Here is a 14,242-nt window from a genome sequence, read left to right as displayed (position 1 = left end):
CGGTTGATAAATATGTCAGACATCAAAAAAGCCGTCCTCGCCTACTCCGGCGGACTCGACACCTCGGTCATCCTGAAGTGGCTGCAAGACACCTACCAATGCGAAGTCGTGACCTTCACCGCCGATCTCGGCCAGGGCGAAGAACTGGAACCGGCGCGCCAGAAAGCGCTGAAGTTCGGCATCAAGCCGGAGAACATCTTCATCGACGACCTGCGCGAGGAGTTCGTGCGCGATTTCGTGTTCCCGATGTTCCGCGCCAACACGGTTTACGAAGGCGAGTACCTGCTCGGCACCTCGATCGCACGTCCGCTGATCGCCAAGCGCCTGATCGACATCGTCAACCAGACCGGTGCGCAGGCCATCTCGCACGGGGCGACCGGCAAGGGTAACGACCAGGTGCGCTTCGAACTCGGTGCCTATGCGCTCAAGCCGGGCATCAGGATCATCGCCCCCTGGCGCGAATGGGACCTGCTTTCCCGCGAGAAACTGCTGGCCTACGCCGAAAAGCACGGCATCCCGATCGAGATGAAGCACCGGCAAGGCGGCTCCCCCTACTCCATGGACGCCAACCTGCTGCACATCTCGTATGAAGGCCGTCACCTTGAGGATCCCTCTGCCGAAGCCGAAGAGAGCATGTGGCGCTGGACCGTATCGCCGGAAAAGGCACCCGATGCCGCCGAATACCTCGACCTCGAATTCAGGAACGGCGATATCGTGGCATTGAACGGAACCGCCATGTCCCCCGCCCAGATACTGACCAAACTGAACGAACTGGGCGGCAAGCACGGCATCGGCCGCCTCGATCTGGTGGAGAACCGCTACGTCGGCATGAAGTCGCGCGGCTGCTACGAGACCCCCGGCGGCACCATCATGCTGAAGGCGCACCGCGCCATCGAATCCATCACGCTGGATCGCGAAGTGGCGCACCTGAAGGACGACCTGATGCCGCGCTACGCCAGCATGATCTACAACGGCTACTGGTGGAGCCCGGAGCGCAAGGCGCTGCAGGTGCTGATCGACCATACCCAAACCTGCGTCAACGGCTGGGTGCGCGTCAAACTGTACAAGGGCAACGTGATCGTCGTCGGCCGCGACTCCAAGACCGATTCGCTGTTCGATCCGACCATCGCCACCTTCGAGGACGACAAGGGCGCATACGACCAGAAGGATGCGGGCGGTTTCATCAAGCTGAACGCGCTGCGCATGCGCATCGCGGCAAACCTGAAGAACCGGAAGTAAGGCCACGCGACTGGGAGGCATCATGCTTCACGATCTGAGCGGTGACATCCTGTTGAGCGGCGCCAAGGCCATCGTGCAAGGCGTCGCACCCAACGACGATTTCATGCACGGCCTCGCGCTGCAGCTGCGCGAGCGCATGCCGGCGATGTACAAGGACTTCCGTCATCACTGCCAGACCAGCCACCCGAAATCCGGCGAACTGTGGGCCTGGATGAGTGCCGACGGGCGTTATCTGATCAACCTGTTTACCCAGGATGCCGCTTACGAACACGGCAGCAAGCCAGGGCATGCCTCGTTGCATCACATCAACCGCAGCCTGCACGCATTGCGCAGCTTTGTGCAGAAGGAGAAAGTGGCCAGCATCGCCATGCCGCGCCTCTCCTGCGGCATCAACGGACTGGACTGGGGCGATGTGCTGCCCCTGATCGAGAAACACCTCGGCGATCTGGATCTCCCGGTCTACGTTTATACGACTTACCAAAAAGGCGTCAAAGCCAGCGAACCCAAGTAACGTTCTATAGGAAACCCCAGCATGTCAGACAAAATCGATAACGTTTCAGTGATCACCAAGGCCAATGTCTACTTCGACGGCAAGTGCGTGTCGCACACCGTGCAATTCGCCGATGGCGTCAAAAAGTCGGTCGGCGTCGTGCTGCCGGCGACACTCACCTTCAACACCGGCGTGCCGGAGATCATGGAAACCGTGGCCGGCTCCTGCCGCTACAAGATCAAGGGGGAAGACTGGAAGACCAGCCAGCCCGGCCAATCTTTTTCCGTTCCCGGCAATTCCAGCTTCGACATCGAAGTAACAGGCGAGCCATACCACTACATTTGCCACTTTGGCTGACCAGCTGGCCCTAAGCTGCCGCGCAACCCGATTGCAGCGTGGCAAGCTGGCTTCGAGCAACCTAAAGGTAAGTCTTCGCCGCAACTGCGTTGTCACTCACCGTTATTCTTGGTTTGCTCGCAACGCTTCTGACCAGTTTGTAGAATAGAATCAACTCAAATAGGGAGAGACCATGCCATCCTTCGACATCGTTTCCGAAGTAGAAAAGACCGAAGTCAAGAACGCGGTCGAACAGACCAACAAGGAAGTCAGCACGCGCTTCGACTTCAAAGGTTCAGACGCCCGCATCGAGCAGGCCGAACTGGTGCTCACCGTGTTCGCCGACAACGAATTCCAGCTGAACCAGGTGCAGGACATCCTCAACGGCAAGCTGACCAAGCGCGGTGTCGACATCAAGTGCCTCGACATCAGCGACAAGATCGAAAAGATCAGCGGCAACAAGGTCAAGCGCAATTGCACGGTGAAGGTCGGCGTGGAGATCGAGCTGGCGAAGAAGATCGTCAAGCTGATCAAGGACAGCAAGATGAAGGTCCAAGCCAGCATCCAGGGCGATACCGTGCGCGTCACCGGCAAGAACCGCGACGACCTGCAAGCCGCCATCGCCTTCATCAAGAAATCGATCACCGATTTCCCTTTGCAGTACCAGAATTTCCGCGATTGAAGCGAGTCTTCCGCTTATTGCTTGCCGCGCTGCCGGCCTTGTGCGCGATGCACAAAGCCGGTGCCGATGAGCTTTCCTATCCCGAAATCGTCCTGGACGACGTCAAGCATGTCGTCACCGCTCCGGCGCGCTGGGACGAAACGGATTGGCGTACAGCCGGCTGGGCATCGCTGGCCGTGGCCGGCACCGCCTTGATCGTCGACCGCCCGCTGCGCGACGAGATGAGACGCCATTCGGGCAACGACAGCTTCATCACGCAAGTGGAACGTTTCGGCTCGCAATATGCGGCCGGCGTCGTCGGCGGTTTCTATGTCGCAGGGGCGCTGGCCGACAACCAGACCTCCCTGCAGGTGGCCCAGGACGGGCTTGCCGCCAGCCTCATCGCCAGCGGCATCGTCACCCCCACCATCAAGCTGGTCGCCGGCCGCAGCCGCCCCCGCGCCGGCGAGGCGATTTACAACTTCAGGCCGTTCAGCGATGCCAACTCCTCCTTCCCTTCCGGCCATACCACCGAGGCCTTCGCGCTGGCCGCAGTCATCGCCAACCATTACGACGAAACCTGGGTGACCTGCGCCTCCTATTCCTTTGCCGGCCTGGTCGGCCTCGCCCGCAGCTATCATCAGGCGCATTTCGCTTCCGATATCGTGGCTGGCGCGATGATCGGCACGCTGGTCGGCAAGAGCGTCGTCGCGCACAATGCCGCGTTACGTTCCAAAAAGGTAGTCTTGCTTCCCGAGCTTGCACCGGGTCTAATTGGCGTACGCATAGCAGGGAGTTTCTGACATGAAATCCGTACTCGTCCCCTTGGCCAGCGGCAGCGAAGAACTCGAAGCCGTGACCGTTCTCAACATCCTGCGCCGCGCCGGCATCGAGGCCGTCAGCGCCAGTCTCGATGGCCATCCGATACGCGGCAGCCGCGGCACCAAGCTGATCCCCGATACCTCGCTGGATGAGGCGCTGAAGCGCCGTTTCGACATGGTGGTGCTGCCCGGCGGCCAGCCCGGCACCAACAACCTCAAGGCCGATGCGCGCATCATCCGGCTGGTACAACGCATGGCGGCAGATGATCTCTTTGTCTGCGCCGTCTGCGCTGCGCCTTCCGTGCTGGCAGCGGCAGGATTGCTCGACGGCAAGCATGCCACCAGCTTTCCCGGCTCGCTCGATGCATTCCCCAAAGTCCTGCGCCAGCCGCAAGCAGTGGTCGAAGACGGCAAACTCATCACTTCGCGCGGCCCCGGCACGGCAATGGATTTTGCGCTGACGCTGGTGGAACGCCTGGCAGGCAAGGCCAAGCGGGACGAGGTCGAAGCCGGCCTGGTGCGCACGTGATTTCGCCCCTGCAGAAGCTTCCCCCCTCGCTCATCGCACTGTTGCTGCAATTCGCAGCGTTCATGCTGGTCGTATCGGCCATGCGTCAACTCGGCTTGCACCCGGCACCGCTGGTCACCGCCCTGCTCTGCGGCACGCTGTCAGCCGCCCTCAGCCGTATTGCAGGCATGGCACGCTGGTGGCTGTTCATCCAGTTCATCTTTGCCCCTGCGCTGGTACTGATGCTGGCACTCGACATCCCGCCCGGCTTCTTCCTCGCCGCTTTCTTCGTCATGCTGGTGGTGTACTGGAGCACCTTCCGCACCCAGGTTCCGCTGTATCTGTCCAGCGACAAGGTATGGCAGGCATTGGCTTGCAGGCTGCCGACGGGGCCATTCACCTTCATCGATCTCGGTTGCGGCATCGGCGGCGTGCTTGCGCATCTTTCCCGCATCCACCCGCAAGGGAGCTACCACGGCGTGGAAGCCGCACCGCTGCCTTTCCTGTGGAGCTGGCTGCGTACCCGGTTCGGCGGTTACCGCGATTGCACGGTACGTTGGGGCAGCCTGTGGAACAGCGACCTGTCCCGCTACGATGTGGTGTTCGCCTATCTCTCGCCGGTACCGATGGCGCAGCTGTGGCACAAGGCACAGCAGGAGATGCGCCCCGGCAGCCTGTTCATCAGCAACACTTTCGCCGTGCCCGACCACCCGCCGCATGAAACCATCAATGTCGAAGACCTGCATCGCTCGACGCTTTATATCTGGCGCATGTAAACCCGCCAAATCCCGGACTGCCACCTGCGGCACTGCCTGAACGTTCCGGACGGGACGCGCCGGTACACATGCCTGCACTTAAGCGCCCCTTAAGCTTGGCCTCCTAATCTGCGCTCCGTGCAATACGTCACATAAGGAGATGAAGATGATTCGTACATTCCATGTGCTGCTCTTGGTGTTTGTTGCCGTCGCCGGTTTGATGTCGCTGTCTGCCGCGGCACAGACGCCCGATGAGGCACTGGCCTCGATCAGGAATGAAGCGCAGCATTCCATTCCGGCTTTCCGGGGATTCTCGGCCGATACCGGCGAGCGTTTCTTCAAGCAGACTCACGGCAACGAGCTGAGTTGCGCCTCCTGCCATACCGAAAATCCTGCCGCAGCGGGAAAACACGCCAGGACCGGCAAGTCCATCCAGGCACTGGCGCCCGCCGCGAATCCGGAACGTTTTGCCGATGCCGCCAAGATGGAAAAATGGTTCAGACGCAATTGCAACGATGTGCTGGGACGGATTTGCACGCCGCAGGAAAAAGGCGATGTACTCGCCTATCTGCTCACCATCAGGAATTAAGGAGATCGACATGATGCCCGGAACCTCAAGATATTTACACGCCATCGCTGTCGCCATGCTGCTGATGGGAACCATGATGTCCTTTGCCCATGCCGACGACGATGACGATGACGGCGAACGCATGCCCGCCGCCAGGAATGCCCTGTGGCAGGCAGAATGCGGCGCCTGCCACGTCGCTTACCCGCCGCGCCTGCTGCCTGCGGAGTCATGGCATGCACTGATGTCCGGGCTGGACCGGCACTTCGGCAGCGATGCCAGCCTGGCTCCTGCAGCCGAACGGGAGATCGGCGCTTTTCTGGAAAAGAATGCAGGCAGCAACCGCCATGCGGCCGGCAAGCCGATCCTGCGTATCACCGAGACGCGCTGGTTCCAGCGCGAACACGATGAAGTGCCGGAGCGCACCTGGAAGAATCCCAAGGTAAAAAGCCCGGCCAATTGCGCCGCCTGCCATACCCAGGCAGAAAGCGGCAATTACGGCGAGCACGGTATTAGAATACCCAGATGAACCCGCCTGATGGGGAGCCTGGCCGTGAACAGGCTGCCAACGCCGGATCAGGCCCCCTGCAGCACCACGCAACCAGGGGAAGGAAACCTGCAGTGACTTTTCGGATAGGAAAATGCGCATACTGGTGATCGAAGACGATGCCCTGCTGGGCGATGCGATCCAGGCCGGCCTCAGGCAAGCTGGCTATGCCGTGGACTGGATGAAAGACGGCGTCTCGGCCGACCAGGCACTCGCCACCGAAGCCTACGCTGCAGCGGTGCTGGATCTGGGCCTGCCGCGGATGTCCGGACTGGAGGTATTGCGGCGACTGCGCAGCCGTCGGCTCAGCATCCCCGTGCTGGTCCTCACCGCGATGGACACGGTAGAAGACAGGATCAGGGGCCTCGATGCCGGTGCCGACGATTATCTGGCCAAACCGTTCGACATGGGTGAACTGTCCGCACGCGTACGGGCACTCATCCGCCGCGCCAGCGGCAAACCCGCGCCGTCCCTGCAGATCGCCGGCGTGGAGCTGGAACCCGCTGCGCATCAGGTACGCTATCTCGACCGGAGCATCGACCTGCCCGCCAAGGAATTCGCCGTGCTGCATGCCCTGATGCTGAATGCCGGCCGGGTGCTGTCGCGCACCCAGCTCGAAGAACAGCTGTATGCCTGGGGGGAGGAAGTCGAGAGCAACGCAGTCGAAGTGTATATCCACCATCTGCGCCGCAAACTGTTTCCCGAACTGATAGAAACCATCCGTGGCGTGGGTTACCTGATCCCCGATGAAAAGAAGGTCTGAAATGCGCAGGCTGAGCTCCTTGAAACAGCGGCTGCTGTTACTGTCGATAACCACCGTTGTCGCGGTCTGGACCGCTGCGGCCGTCTTTACCTATTTCGATGCACGCGAGGAATTCGACGAGATCCTCGATGCGCATCTCGCACAGTCCGCCGCACTGCTGGTGACCCAGGCTTCGCATGAACTGGAAGAGGTCGAAACGGAGCATGTCCCGTTGCTGCACAAATACTCCCGTCGCGTCGCATTCCAGATATGGGAACAAGGGCGCGTACTGCGCCTGCACTCTGCCAACGCTCCCCGGCAACCGCTGGCGAACCGCGAACAGGGCTTCAGCGACAGCATCATCGACGGCCAGCGCTGGCGGGTCTTCAGCACCTGGGATGATTCGGGCAGGAACCTGATCCACGTGGCGGAACGTGCCGAGGCACGCGACGACCTGGCGCAGGACATCGCGGGCAACCTGCTCAAGCCGCTGTGGTTCTCCTTGCCTTTGCTGACCCTGTTGCTATGGCTGGCGGTGGCGCGCGGCCTGCGTCCGCTGGTGAGACTGACCGCCGACGTGGCGCAGCGCGAACCGGACAATCTGGCCCCGCTGGATGCGGGCAGCGCACCGAGCGAAGCGTTGCCGCTGATCGGGCGGCTCAACGAACTGTTCGTCCGCATCGATGCCTCTTTGCAAAAAGAGCGGCGTTTCACCGCGGACGCCGCGCACGAATTGCGCACTCCGGTGGCGGCAATCAAGGCGCAAGCGCAGGTTGCCCGGGCTGCCGTTTCGGAAGATGAACGCAGCCACGCACTGGACAGCGTGATCCTCGGCTGCGATCGTGCCGCACATCTGATCGATCAACTGCTGACCCTTGCCCGCATCGATTCCCTGAGCGCCGAGACGAGCGCGCCGTGCCATCTCGAAGCCATCGCCGCCGAGGCGATTGCCTCCATCGCGCCGACCGCCCTGGGACAGGATGTGCGGCTCGAGCTGACTGCCGTCGACCAGGCAGTGGTGCGCGGCAATCCGGTATTGCTGCAGATCCTGATACGCAACCTGATCGACAATGCCGTCCGTCATACCCGGCCCGGAACAACCGTGCGTATCGACATCGCCCATGAACCTGGAAAGACATTATTGTCGGTCAGCGACAACGGCCCCGGCATTCCCGCAGCGGAACTGGACAGGGTGGCGGAACGTTTCTATCGCCCCGCGGGGACCAGCGGCAGCGGCAGCGGACTGGGGCTGTCGATCGTCAAACGCATCGCCGAGATCCATGCCGCATCCCTGCAACTTGCGCCAAACATGAAGGGCAGCGGATTGAACGTCGTCGTGGCGTTCCAACCATGACAATCCGGCCGATTGCCCTGAGATCGCGCGATTCGGAGCGTGCGGACTGATGCAAAACCAACTCGCCAGGCATACGCAACGCACGCCAAAACAATTAAAACACGCCTCATCTCAATGAGTTATAAAACGCCTTCGGAAACTCTTCCCAACCCTGATTTTTTTAGATAGGATGCCTCCCCAATCCAGTTGTACATCCAAGCGGCATAGACTGCATCCCAAAAAATCTAACCCACAGCGAGAAACAAACATGAGCGAACATATCCGTTATGTCACCGATGCCACTTTCACTGCCGAGGTGCTGCAATCGCCGCTGCCCGTGCTGGTCGACTACTGGGCCGAATGGTGCGGCCCCTGCCGCATGATCGCCCCGATCCTGGACGAGGTCTCCAAGGAATACTCCGGACGGCTGAACATCGCAAAGCTGAACGTGGACGAGAACCAGCAGACCCCGCAGAAGTATGGTGTGCGCGGCATTCCGACGCTGATGTTGTTCAAGAACGGCAACATCGAAGCAACCAAGGTCGGCGCATTGTCCAAATCGCAACTCACCGCTTTCATTGACAGCCACATCTGAACCCTTTAATCTCCCGCCCGCGACTGCCCTGTTTCGTCCTGAAACTCAGCCTTACAAAACAAACCAACGACACTCAAGGCAGTACGGCGCGGGAACACCCGCAAACCCAGTAACACTTCCCATGTAACTCATCACAACCCAGCGCAATCGCGCCTCATCCATATATGCATTTATCCGACCTCAAGACCAAACACATCACCGAGCTGGTGGAAATCGCCACCACCAATCAAATCGATAACGCCAACCGCATGCGCAAGCAGGATTTGATCTTCGCGCTGCTGAAGAACCAGGCGAAAAAAGGCGAAAGCATTTTTGGCGAAGGTACCCTGGAGGTGCTGCCAGACGGCTTCGGTTTCCTGAGGTCGCCTGACACCTCCTATCTGGCCGGTCCCGATGACATCTACGTCAGCCCCAGCCAGGTGCGCCGCTTCAACCTGCATACCGGCGATTCGATCGAGGGCGAAATCCGCACCCCCAAGGAAGGCGAGCGTTATGTTGCACTGGTCAAGGTGGACAAGGTCAACGGCGAACCGCCGGAGAACGCCAAGAACAAGATCCTGTTCGAGAACCTGACACCGCTGTTTCCAACCCAGCAGATCTGCCTGGAACGCGACATCCGCGCGGACGAGAACCTCACCGGACGCGTCATCGACATCATCGCCCCCATCGGCAAGGGCCAGCGCGGCCTGCTGGTCGCCTCGCCCAAGTCCGGCAAGACGGTGATGCTGCAGCATATCGCCCACTCCATCGCCTCCAACAACCCGGAAGCGATATTGATCGTACTGCTGATCGACGAGCGCCCCGAAGAAGTCACCGAGATGAGCCGCACCGTGCGTGGCGAAGTGGTCGCCTCCACCTTCGACGAACCGGCCACCCGACACGTGCAGGTCGCCGAGATGGTGCTGGAAAAGGCCAAACGCCTGGTCGAACACAAGAAGGACGTGGTCATCCTGCTCGACTCGATCACCCGTCTGGCACGTGCCTACAACACCGTAATCCCCTCCTCCGGCAAGGTACTGACCGGCGGTGTCGACGCCAATGCCCTGCAACGCCCCAAGCGCTTCTTCGGCGCGGCGCGCAACGTCGAGGAAGGCGGCTCGCTGACCATCATCGCCACCGCGCTGGTGGATACCGGCAGCCGCATGGACGACGTCATCTACGAAGAATTCAAGGGTACCGGCAACATGGAGATTCACCTGGATCGCCGCATGGCCGAGAAACGCATCTACCCGGCCATCAACGTCAACCGCTCCGGCACCCGCAAGGAAGAACTGCTGATCAAGCAGGATCTGCTGCAGCGCATCTGGGTGCTGCGCAAGCTGCTCTACCCCATGGACGAGCTGGAAGCGATGGAATTCCTGCTGGACAAGGTCAAGGCAACCAAAAACAACGCGGAATTCTTCGATTCAATGAAGCGTTGATCCCTGAAAAAAGGGTTTTGACGGTCGGTCATGTTTATGTATAATGCGCGGCTCTGAAAATCCACAATTTCAGTGGAGGCTAACCTTAAGGTTATGCCGTAACTAAAAAACAACCGCATCAAGCGAGGTCGTTATGTACGCAGTAATCAAAACCGGTGGCAAGCAATATCGCGTTGTCCAAGGTGAAACCCTGAAGATCGAATCCATCGACGGCGACGTCGGCGGCGCGATCGTATTGGACAAAGTGCTGATGGTCGGCAACGGCGACAAGGTCTCCGTCGGCAAGCCCCTGCTGAGTGGTGCAACCGTCAAGGCGACCATCATCGCCAACGGCCGCCACGACAAAGTGACTATCTTCAAGATGCGTCGTCGCAAGCACTATCAAAAGCATCAAGGTCATCGTCAAAACTACACCGAGATCCGCATCGACGGCATCTCGGCTTAATTCTGAAGGAGCTGCAACATGGCATCGAAAAAAGGCGGGGGTAGTACCAGTAACGGCCGCGACTCGCACTCGAAACGACTGGGTGTAAAGAGCTACGGCGGCGAACTGATTAGCGCAGGCAGCATCATCGTGCGTCAGCGTGGCACCCAGGTGCACGCAGGCGACAACGTCGGCATGGGCAAAGATCACACCTTGTTCGCCAAGATCACCGGCAAGGTGGTATTTGCGGTCAAGGGCGCTATGAAGCGCAAGACGGTCAGCATCGTCGCTGCTTAAGCATTCAAGCAGTTAGAATGAGCCCTATCGCGAGGTAGGGCTTTTTTATTTTCCGGTCACTCCATCATGAAATTCATCGACGAATCAAAAATTGAAGTCATTGCAGGCAACGGCGGAAACGGCGCAGCCAGCTTTCGTCATGAAAAATATATCGAAAAGGGCGGGCCGGACGGCGGCGACGGCGGGCGTGGCGGCAGCGTGATCGCCGTCGCCGACCGCAACATCAATACCCTGGTGGATTATCGCTTCGCCCGCATGCACCGGGCCAAGAACGGCGAATCCGGTCGCGGGGCAGATTGTTATGGCAAAGGCGCGGACGATGTCATCCTGCGCATGCCGGTAGGCACGGTCATCACCGACATCAATACCGGCCAGGTCATCGCCGACCTGACTCACGACGGGGAACGGGTCCAGCTCGCCAAAGGCGGCGCCGGCGGCCTGGGCAACCTGCACTTCAAGTCCAGCACCAACCGCGCGCCGCGCCAGTGCACCCCCGGCGAAGAAGGGGAACGCCGCGAGCTGCGACTGGAGCTGAAGGTATTGGCCGATGTCGGCCTGCTCGGCATGCCCAATGCAGGCAAGTCCACCTTCATCCGCGCGGTCTCGGCAGCACGCCCCAAAGTGGCCGATTACCCGTTCACCACCCTGCATCCCAATCTGGGCGTGGTGCGCGTCTCGGAAGAAAAGAGCTTCGTCATCGCCGATATCCCGGGCCTGATCGAAGGGGCGGCAGAAGGCGCCGGCCTGGGGCACCAGTTCCTGCGCCATCTGGCGCGCACCCGCCTGCTGCTGCATCTGGTGGATCTTGCGCCGATGTATGAGGGTATAGACCCGGTGCACGAAGCCCATGCCATCCTGAACGAGCTGAAAAAATACGACGAGGCCCTGTACAACAAGCCGCGCTGGCTGGTGCTGAACAAGCTGGATCTGCTGGAAGACCGGGACGAGAGGATCGCCGCCTTTCTCAAGGCCTTCGGCGACAACACTCGCTACTTCGCGATCTCGGCCATCAATGGCGAAGGCTGCAAGGAATTGACTTACGCTATCATGGAACATATCGACCAGATCACGGCCCGGGAACGCGACGCCGTGTCCGAGAGTGCTCAAGAAACCGAGATCGACGTTCACGACCCGCTAGTATGAAAACCGTTCTGACCCAATCCAGACGCATCGTCGTCAAAGTCGGCAGCAGCCTTGTCACCAACCAGGGTACCGGCCTGGATATGGACGCCTTGGGCAACTGGGCGCAGCAGATCGCCACATTGCGCACCCAAGGCTGCGAAGTGGTACTGGTCTCCTCCGGCGCCATCGCCGAAGGCATGCAACGCCTGGGCTGGAAGCAACGCCCCAGCGCCGTGCATGAATTGCAGGCTGCCGCGGCGGTCGGCCAAATGGGGCTGGTGCAGGCATATGAAAGCTGCTTCCGGCGGCATCGGTTAAATGCCGCACAAGTATTGCTGACCCATGCCGACCTCGCCGACCGCGAACGTTACCTCAATGCCCGTTCCACCCTGCGCACGCTGCTCAATCTGGGCGTCATCCCGATCATCAACGAGAACGACACCGTCGTTACCGACGAGATCAAGTTTGGCGACAACGACACGCTGGGGGCGCTGGTCGCCAACCTGATCGAAGCCGATGCGCTCGTCATTCTCACCGACCAGGACGGCCTCTACACTGCCGATCCGCGCAAGGATCCGGGCGCCACGCTCATCAGTGTAGCGCGGGCGGGCGACGCCACATTAGAGGCGATGGCCGGCGGCGCCGGCAGCCACATCGGCCGCGGCGGCATGATCACCAAAGTACTGGCCGCCAAACGCGCAGCCCGCAGCGGTGCCCACACGGTCATCGCATCCGGCCACGAACGCGATGTGTTGCCACGCCTGCTGCAGGGCGAATCCATCGGCAGCCTGCTGACGGCCACCTCGCTCTCGCTCGATGCGCGCAAGCAGTGGCTCGCCGATCATCTGCAAGTGAGCGGCAAGGTCATGCTGGATGCGGGTGCTGTGCGGGTACTGCGCAACGAGGGAAAGAGCCTGCTGCCTATCGGCGTGACCCAGGTCAGCGGGGAATTCCAGCGTGGCGCGGTCGTCGCCGTGCTCGATACCGAAGGCCAGGACATCGCGCGCGGCCTCATCAACTACAGCTCCGCTGAGGCGCGTCGCATCGCCGGCAAGGCGAGCGGCGAGATCGAAATCATTCTCGGCTACGTCGACGAACCGGAATTGATTCACCGCGACAATTTAGTGCTGCTATAACGCCAAGAAACGGGAGGCCGCCATCGTATCGAACGGCCACCCCAGCTCAGCTCCGGTATCCACGCGCAACAGTACGGGGATACGCACGCCATATTTTTCCAGCAGTTCATCGTCATCGGCAATATCGATGTAACTCGCTTCGATGCCAGCTTCCCGGAGGATCGCCTTCGCCTCGTCGCACAGATGACAGAACTCCGTACCGTAAAGCCTGATAGCCGACATCGCGCTAACTCCTTTCATACCAGAGCTGGCTGCGCTTGACGATATACACCACACTCAACATCACCGGCACTTCGATCAACACCCCCACCACGGTTGCAAGCGCCGCACCCGACTCGAAACCGAACAGGCTGATCGCCGCCGCCACGGCCAGTTCGAAGAAATTGGAAGCCCCGATCAGCGCAGACGGGCCGGCCACGCAGTGCGCCTCGCCGAAACGCCGGTTGAGCCAGTATGCAAAGCCGGAAGTAAAGTACACCTGGATGGTGATGGGCACGGCCAGCATCAGTATGACGAGCGGCTGCTCGACGATGGCCTTGCCCTGGAAGGCGAACAGCAGCACCAGCGTCAGCAGCAGCGCGGAAATGGAGATCGGGCCGAGCGCCGCCAGGGTGCGCTGCAATACCTCCTCGCCGCGCACCAGCAGCAGCTTGCGCCATACCTGTGCCAGCAGCACCGGCAGCACGATGTAGAGCACCACCGACACCAGCAACGTATCCCACGGCACGATGATGGCCGACAGGCCCAGCAGCAAGGCAACCAGCGGGGCGAAGGCGAACACCATGATGGTGTCGTTGAGTGCAACCTGGCTCAAGGTGAACAGCGGTTCGCCGTTCACCAGGCGGCTCCACACGAACACCATCGCGGTGCAGGGAGCGGCGGCGAGCAGCACCAGTCCGGCGATGTAGCTGTCGAGCTGTTCCGCCGGCAGATACGGCGCGAACAGGTGGCGGATGAACAGCCAGCCCAGCAGCGCCATGGAAAACGGCTTGACCGCCCAGTTGATGAACAGCGTGACACCGATGCCGCGCCAGTGTTTTCGCACCTCGTGCAGCGCGCTAAAGTCGATGCGCAACAGCATGGGGATGATCATCACCCAGATCAGCAGTCCGACCGGAATATTGACCCTGGCAACCTCCAGGCCACCCAGCCAGTGGAACGGAGCGGGTATGGCCTGCCCCAGCACCACGCCGACGACGATGCACAGGAAGACCCACAGGGTCAGGTAGCGTTCGAAGATGCTCATGCTG

At 60.6% G+C, this 14,242-nt stretch carries 19 protein-coding genes; 17 read left to right on the top strand and 2 right to left on the bottom strand.

Annotation, left to right across the window (positions count from 1 at the left end; translation table 11 throughout):
• Window positions 1–12 precede the first annotated feature (12 nt).
• From L6418_RS04685 to proB, 17 genes are all read left to right on the top strand, one after another.
• Window positions 13–1,239: an argininosuccinate synthase gene (locus L6418_RS04685; protein ID WP_237248314.1), complete on the top strand. Its 1,227-nt coding sequence runs from the start codon at window positions 13–15 to the stop codon at window positions 1,237–1,239.
• A 22-nt stretch (window positions 1,240–1,261) separates the two neighbouring features.
• The gene (locus L6418_RS04680) at window positions 1,262–1,750 is read left to right on the top strand and encodes a macro domain-containing protein (protein WP_237248313.1); all 489 of its coding nucleotides are present in this window, start codon (window positions 1,262–1,264) and stop codon (window positions 1,748–1,750) included.
• Between the two features lie 21 nt (window positions 1,751–1,771).
• On the top strand, window positions 1,772–2,086 hold the full coding sequence (locus tag L6418_RS04675) for a pyrimidine/purine nucleoside phosphorylase (protein WP_237248312.1): 315 nt from the start codon (window positions 1,772–1,774) through the stop codon (window positions 2,084–2,086).
• A gap of 172 nt (window positions 2,087–2,258) precedes the next feature.
• Complete coding sequence (locus L6418_RS04670; protein WP_237248311.1) at window positions 2,259–2,747, top strand: YajQ family cyclic di-GMP-binding protein; 489 nt, start codon at window positions 2,259–2,261, stop codon at window positions 2,745–2,747.
• The gene (locus L6418_RS04665; RefSeq protein ID WP_237248310.1) at window positions 2,744–3,529 is read left to right on the top strand and encodes a phosphatase PAP2 family protein; all 786 of its coding nucleotides are present in this window, start codon (window positions 2,744–2,746) and stop codon (window positions 3,527–3,529) included. Before L6418_RS04670 ends, L6418_RS04665 begins: the two co-directional genes overlap by 4 nt.
• Window position 3,530: 1 nt before the next feature.
• A complete protein-coding gene (locus L6418_RS04660) occupies window positions 3,531–4,076 on the top strand; it encodes a DJ-1 family glyoxalase III (RefSeq protein ID WP_237248309.1) in 546 nt (181 codons plus the stop codon).
• Window positions 4,073–4,831 (top strand): class I SAM-dependent methyltransferase, encoded by a 759-nt coding sequence (locus L6418_RS04655; protein ID WP_237248308.1) that lies wholly within the window; start codon window positions 4,073–4,075, stop codon window positions 4,829–4,831. The genes L6418_RS04660 and L6418_RS04655 overlap by 4 nt, the downstream gene beginning before the upstream one ends.
• 145 nt (window positions 4,832–4,976) lie before the next feature.
• A complete protein-coding gene (locus L6418_RS04650) occupies window positions 4,977–5,399 on the top strand; it encodes a DUF1924 domain-containing protein (RefSeq protein ID WP_237248306.1) in 423 nt (140 codons plus the stop codon).
• Window positions 5,400–5,409: 10 nt separating this feature from the next.
• Complete coding sequence (locus tag L6418_RS04645; RefSeq protein WP_237248305.1) at window positions 5,410–5,904, top strand: diheme cytochrome c; 495 nt, start codon at window positions 5,410–5,412, stop codon at window positions 5,902–5,904.
• A gap of 112 nt (window positions 5,905–6,016) precedes the next feature.
• A complete protein-coding gene (locus L6418_RS04640) occupies window positions 6,017–6,685 on the top strand; it encodes a response regulator transcription factor (RefSeq protein WP_237248304.1) in 669 nt (222 codons plus the stop codon).
• Window position 6,686: 1 nt separating this feature from the next.
• A complete protein-coding gene (locus L6418_RS04635) occupies window positions 6,687–8,018 on the top strand; it encodes an ATP-binding protein (protein WP_237248303.1) in 1,332 nt (443 codons plus the stop codon).
• Window positions 8,019–8,265: 247 nt separating this feature from the next.
• On the top strand, window positions 8,266–8,592 hold the full coding sequence (gene trxA, locus L6418_RS04630) for a thioredoxin TrxA (RefSeq protein WP_237248302.1): 327 nt from the start codon (window positions 8,266–8,268) through the stop codon (window positions 8,590–8,592).
• Between the two features lie 164 nt (window positions 8,593–8,756).
• Window positions 8,757–10,013: a transcription termination factor Rho gene (rho, locus tag L6418_RS04625; RefSeq protein WP_237248301.1), complete on the top strand. Its 1,257-nt coding sequence runs from the start codon at window positions 8,757–8,759 to the stop codon at window positions 10,011–10,013.
• Between the two features lie 133 nt (window positions 10,014–10,146).
• Window positions 10,147–10,458, top strand: a complete 312-nt coding sequence (rplU, locus tag L6418_RS04620; RefSeq protein ID WP_237248300.1) for a 50S ribosomal protein L21 — start codon at window positions 10,147–10,149, stop codon at window positions 10,456–10,458.
• A gap of 18 nt (window positions 10,459–10,476) precedes the next feature.
• Window positions 10,477–10,734 carry a 50S ribosomal protein L27 gene (gene rpmA / locus L6418_RS04615; RefSeq protein ID WP_013029144.1) on the top strand — a complete coding sequence of 86 codons (258 nt, stop codon included), beginning with the start codon at window positions 10,477–10,479 and terminating at the stop codon, window positions 10,732–10,734.
• 66 nt (window positions 10,735–10,800) lie between these two features.
• Window positions 10,801–11,877 carry a GTPase ObgE gene (obgE, locus tag L6418_RS04610; protein ID WP_237248299.1) on the top strand — a complete coding sequence of 359 codons (1,077 nt, stop codon included), beginning with the start codon at window positions 10,801–10,803 and terminating at the stop codon, window positions 11,875–11,877.
• Entirely contained in the window at window positions 11,874–12,992 is a 1,119-nt protein-coding gene (gene proB / locus L6418_RS04605; protein WP_237248298.1) for a glutamate 5-kinase, read from the top strand. The genes obgE and proB overlap by 4 nt, the downstream gene beginning before the upstream one ends.
• On the opposite strand, the gene L6418_RS04600 is transcribed toward proB, so the two are convergent.
• Complete coding sequence (locus L6418_RS04600; RefSeq protein ID WP_237248297.1) at window positions 12,987–13,214, bottom strand: glutaredoxin family protein; 228 nt, start codon at window positions 13,212–13,214, stop codon at window positions 12,987–12,989. The genes proB and L6418_RS04600 overlap by 6 nt on opposite strands.
• A 4-nt stretch (window positions 13,215–13,218) precedes the next feature.
• Window positions 13,219–14,238: an ACR3 family arsenite efflux transporter gene (gene arsB, locus L6418_RS04595; protein WP_237248296.1), complete on the bottom strand. Its 1,020-nt coding sequence runs from the start codon at window positions 14,236–14,238 to the stop codon at window positions 13,219–13,221.
• Window positions 14,239–14,242 lie beyond the last annotated feature (4 nt).

Origin of the sequence: Sideroxyarcus emersonii (genome assembly GCF_021654335.1) — a bacterium.
GTDB classification, from domain to species: Bacteria; Pseudomonadota; Gammaproteobacteria; order Burkholderiales; family Gallionellaceae; genus Sideroxyarcus; species Sideroxyarcus emersonii.
The sequence above is the reverse complement of the archived record's forward strand: the minus strand, read 5'-3'. Positions and strand labels throughout refer to the sequence as shown.

Bases quoted from the DNA above. Each gene is read 5' to 3' on its own strand.
- L6418_RS04685 (WP_237248314.1), top strand. From the start codon at position 13: ATGTCAGACATCAAAAAAGCCGTCCTCGCCTACTCCGGCGGACTCGAC.
- L6418_RS04680 (WP_237248313.1), top strand. From the start codon at position 1,262: ATGCTTCACGATCTGAGCGGTGACATCCTGTTGAGCGGCGCCAAGGCC.
- L6418_RS04675 (WP_237248312.1), top strand. From the start codon at position 1,772: ATGTCAGACAAAATCGATAACGTTTCAGTGATCACCAAGGCCAATGTC.
- L6418_RS04670 (WP_237248311.1), top strand. From the start codon at position 2,259: ATGCCATCCTTCGACATCGTTTCCGAAGTAGAAAAGACCGAAGTCAAG.
- L6418_RS04660 (WP_237248309.1), top strand. From the start codon at position 3,531: ATGAAATCCGTACTCGTCCCCTTGGCCAGCGGCAGCGAAGAACTCGAA.
- L6418_RS04650 (WP_237248306.1), top strand. From the start codon at position 4,977: ATGATTCGTACATTCCATGTGCTGCTCTTGGTGTTTGTTGCCGTCGCC.
- L6418_RS04645 (WP_237248305.1), top strand. From the start codon at position 5,410: ATGATGCCCGGAACCTCAAGATATTTACACGCCATCGCTGTCGCCATG.
- L6418_RS04640 (WP_237248304.1), top strand. From the start codon at position 6,017: ATGCGCATACTGGTGATCGAAGACGATGCCCTGCTGGGCGATGCGATC.
- L6418_RS04635 (WP_237248303.1), top strand. From the start codon at position 6,687: ATGCGCAGGCTGAGCTCCTTGAAACAGCGGCTGCTGTTACTGTCGATA.
- trxA (WP_237248302.1), top strand. From the start codon at position 8,266: ATGAGCGAACATATCCGTTATGTCACCGATGCCACTTTCACTGCCGAG.
- rho (WP_237248301.1), top strand. From the start codon at position 8,757: ATGCATTTATCCGACCTCAAGACCAAACACATCACCGAGCTGGTGGAA.
- rplU (WP_237248300.1), top strand. From the start codon at position 10,147: ATGTACGCAGTAATCAAAACCGGTGGCAAGCAATATCGCGTTGTCCAA.
- rpmA (WP_013029144.1), top strand. From the start codon at position 10,477: ATGGCATCGAAAAAAGGCGGGGGTAGTACCAGTAACGGCCGCGACTCG.
- obgE (WP_237248299.1), top strand. From the start codon at position 10,801: ATGAAATTCATCGACGAATCAAAAATTGAAGTCATTGCAGGCAACGGC.
- proB (WP_237248298.1), top strand. From the start codon at position 11,874: ATGAAAACCGTTCTGACCCAATCCAGACGCATCGTCGTCAAAGTCGGC.
- L6418_RS04600 (WP_237248297.1), bottom strand. From the start codon at position 13,214: ATGTCGGCTATCAGGCTTTACGGTACGGAGTTCTGTCATCTGTGCGAC.
- arsB (WP_237248296.1), bottom strand. From the start codon at position 14,238: ATGAGCATCTTCGAACGCTACCTGACCCTGTGGGTCTTCCTGTGCATC.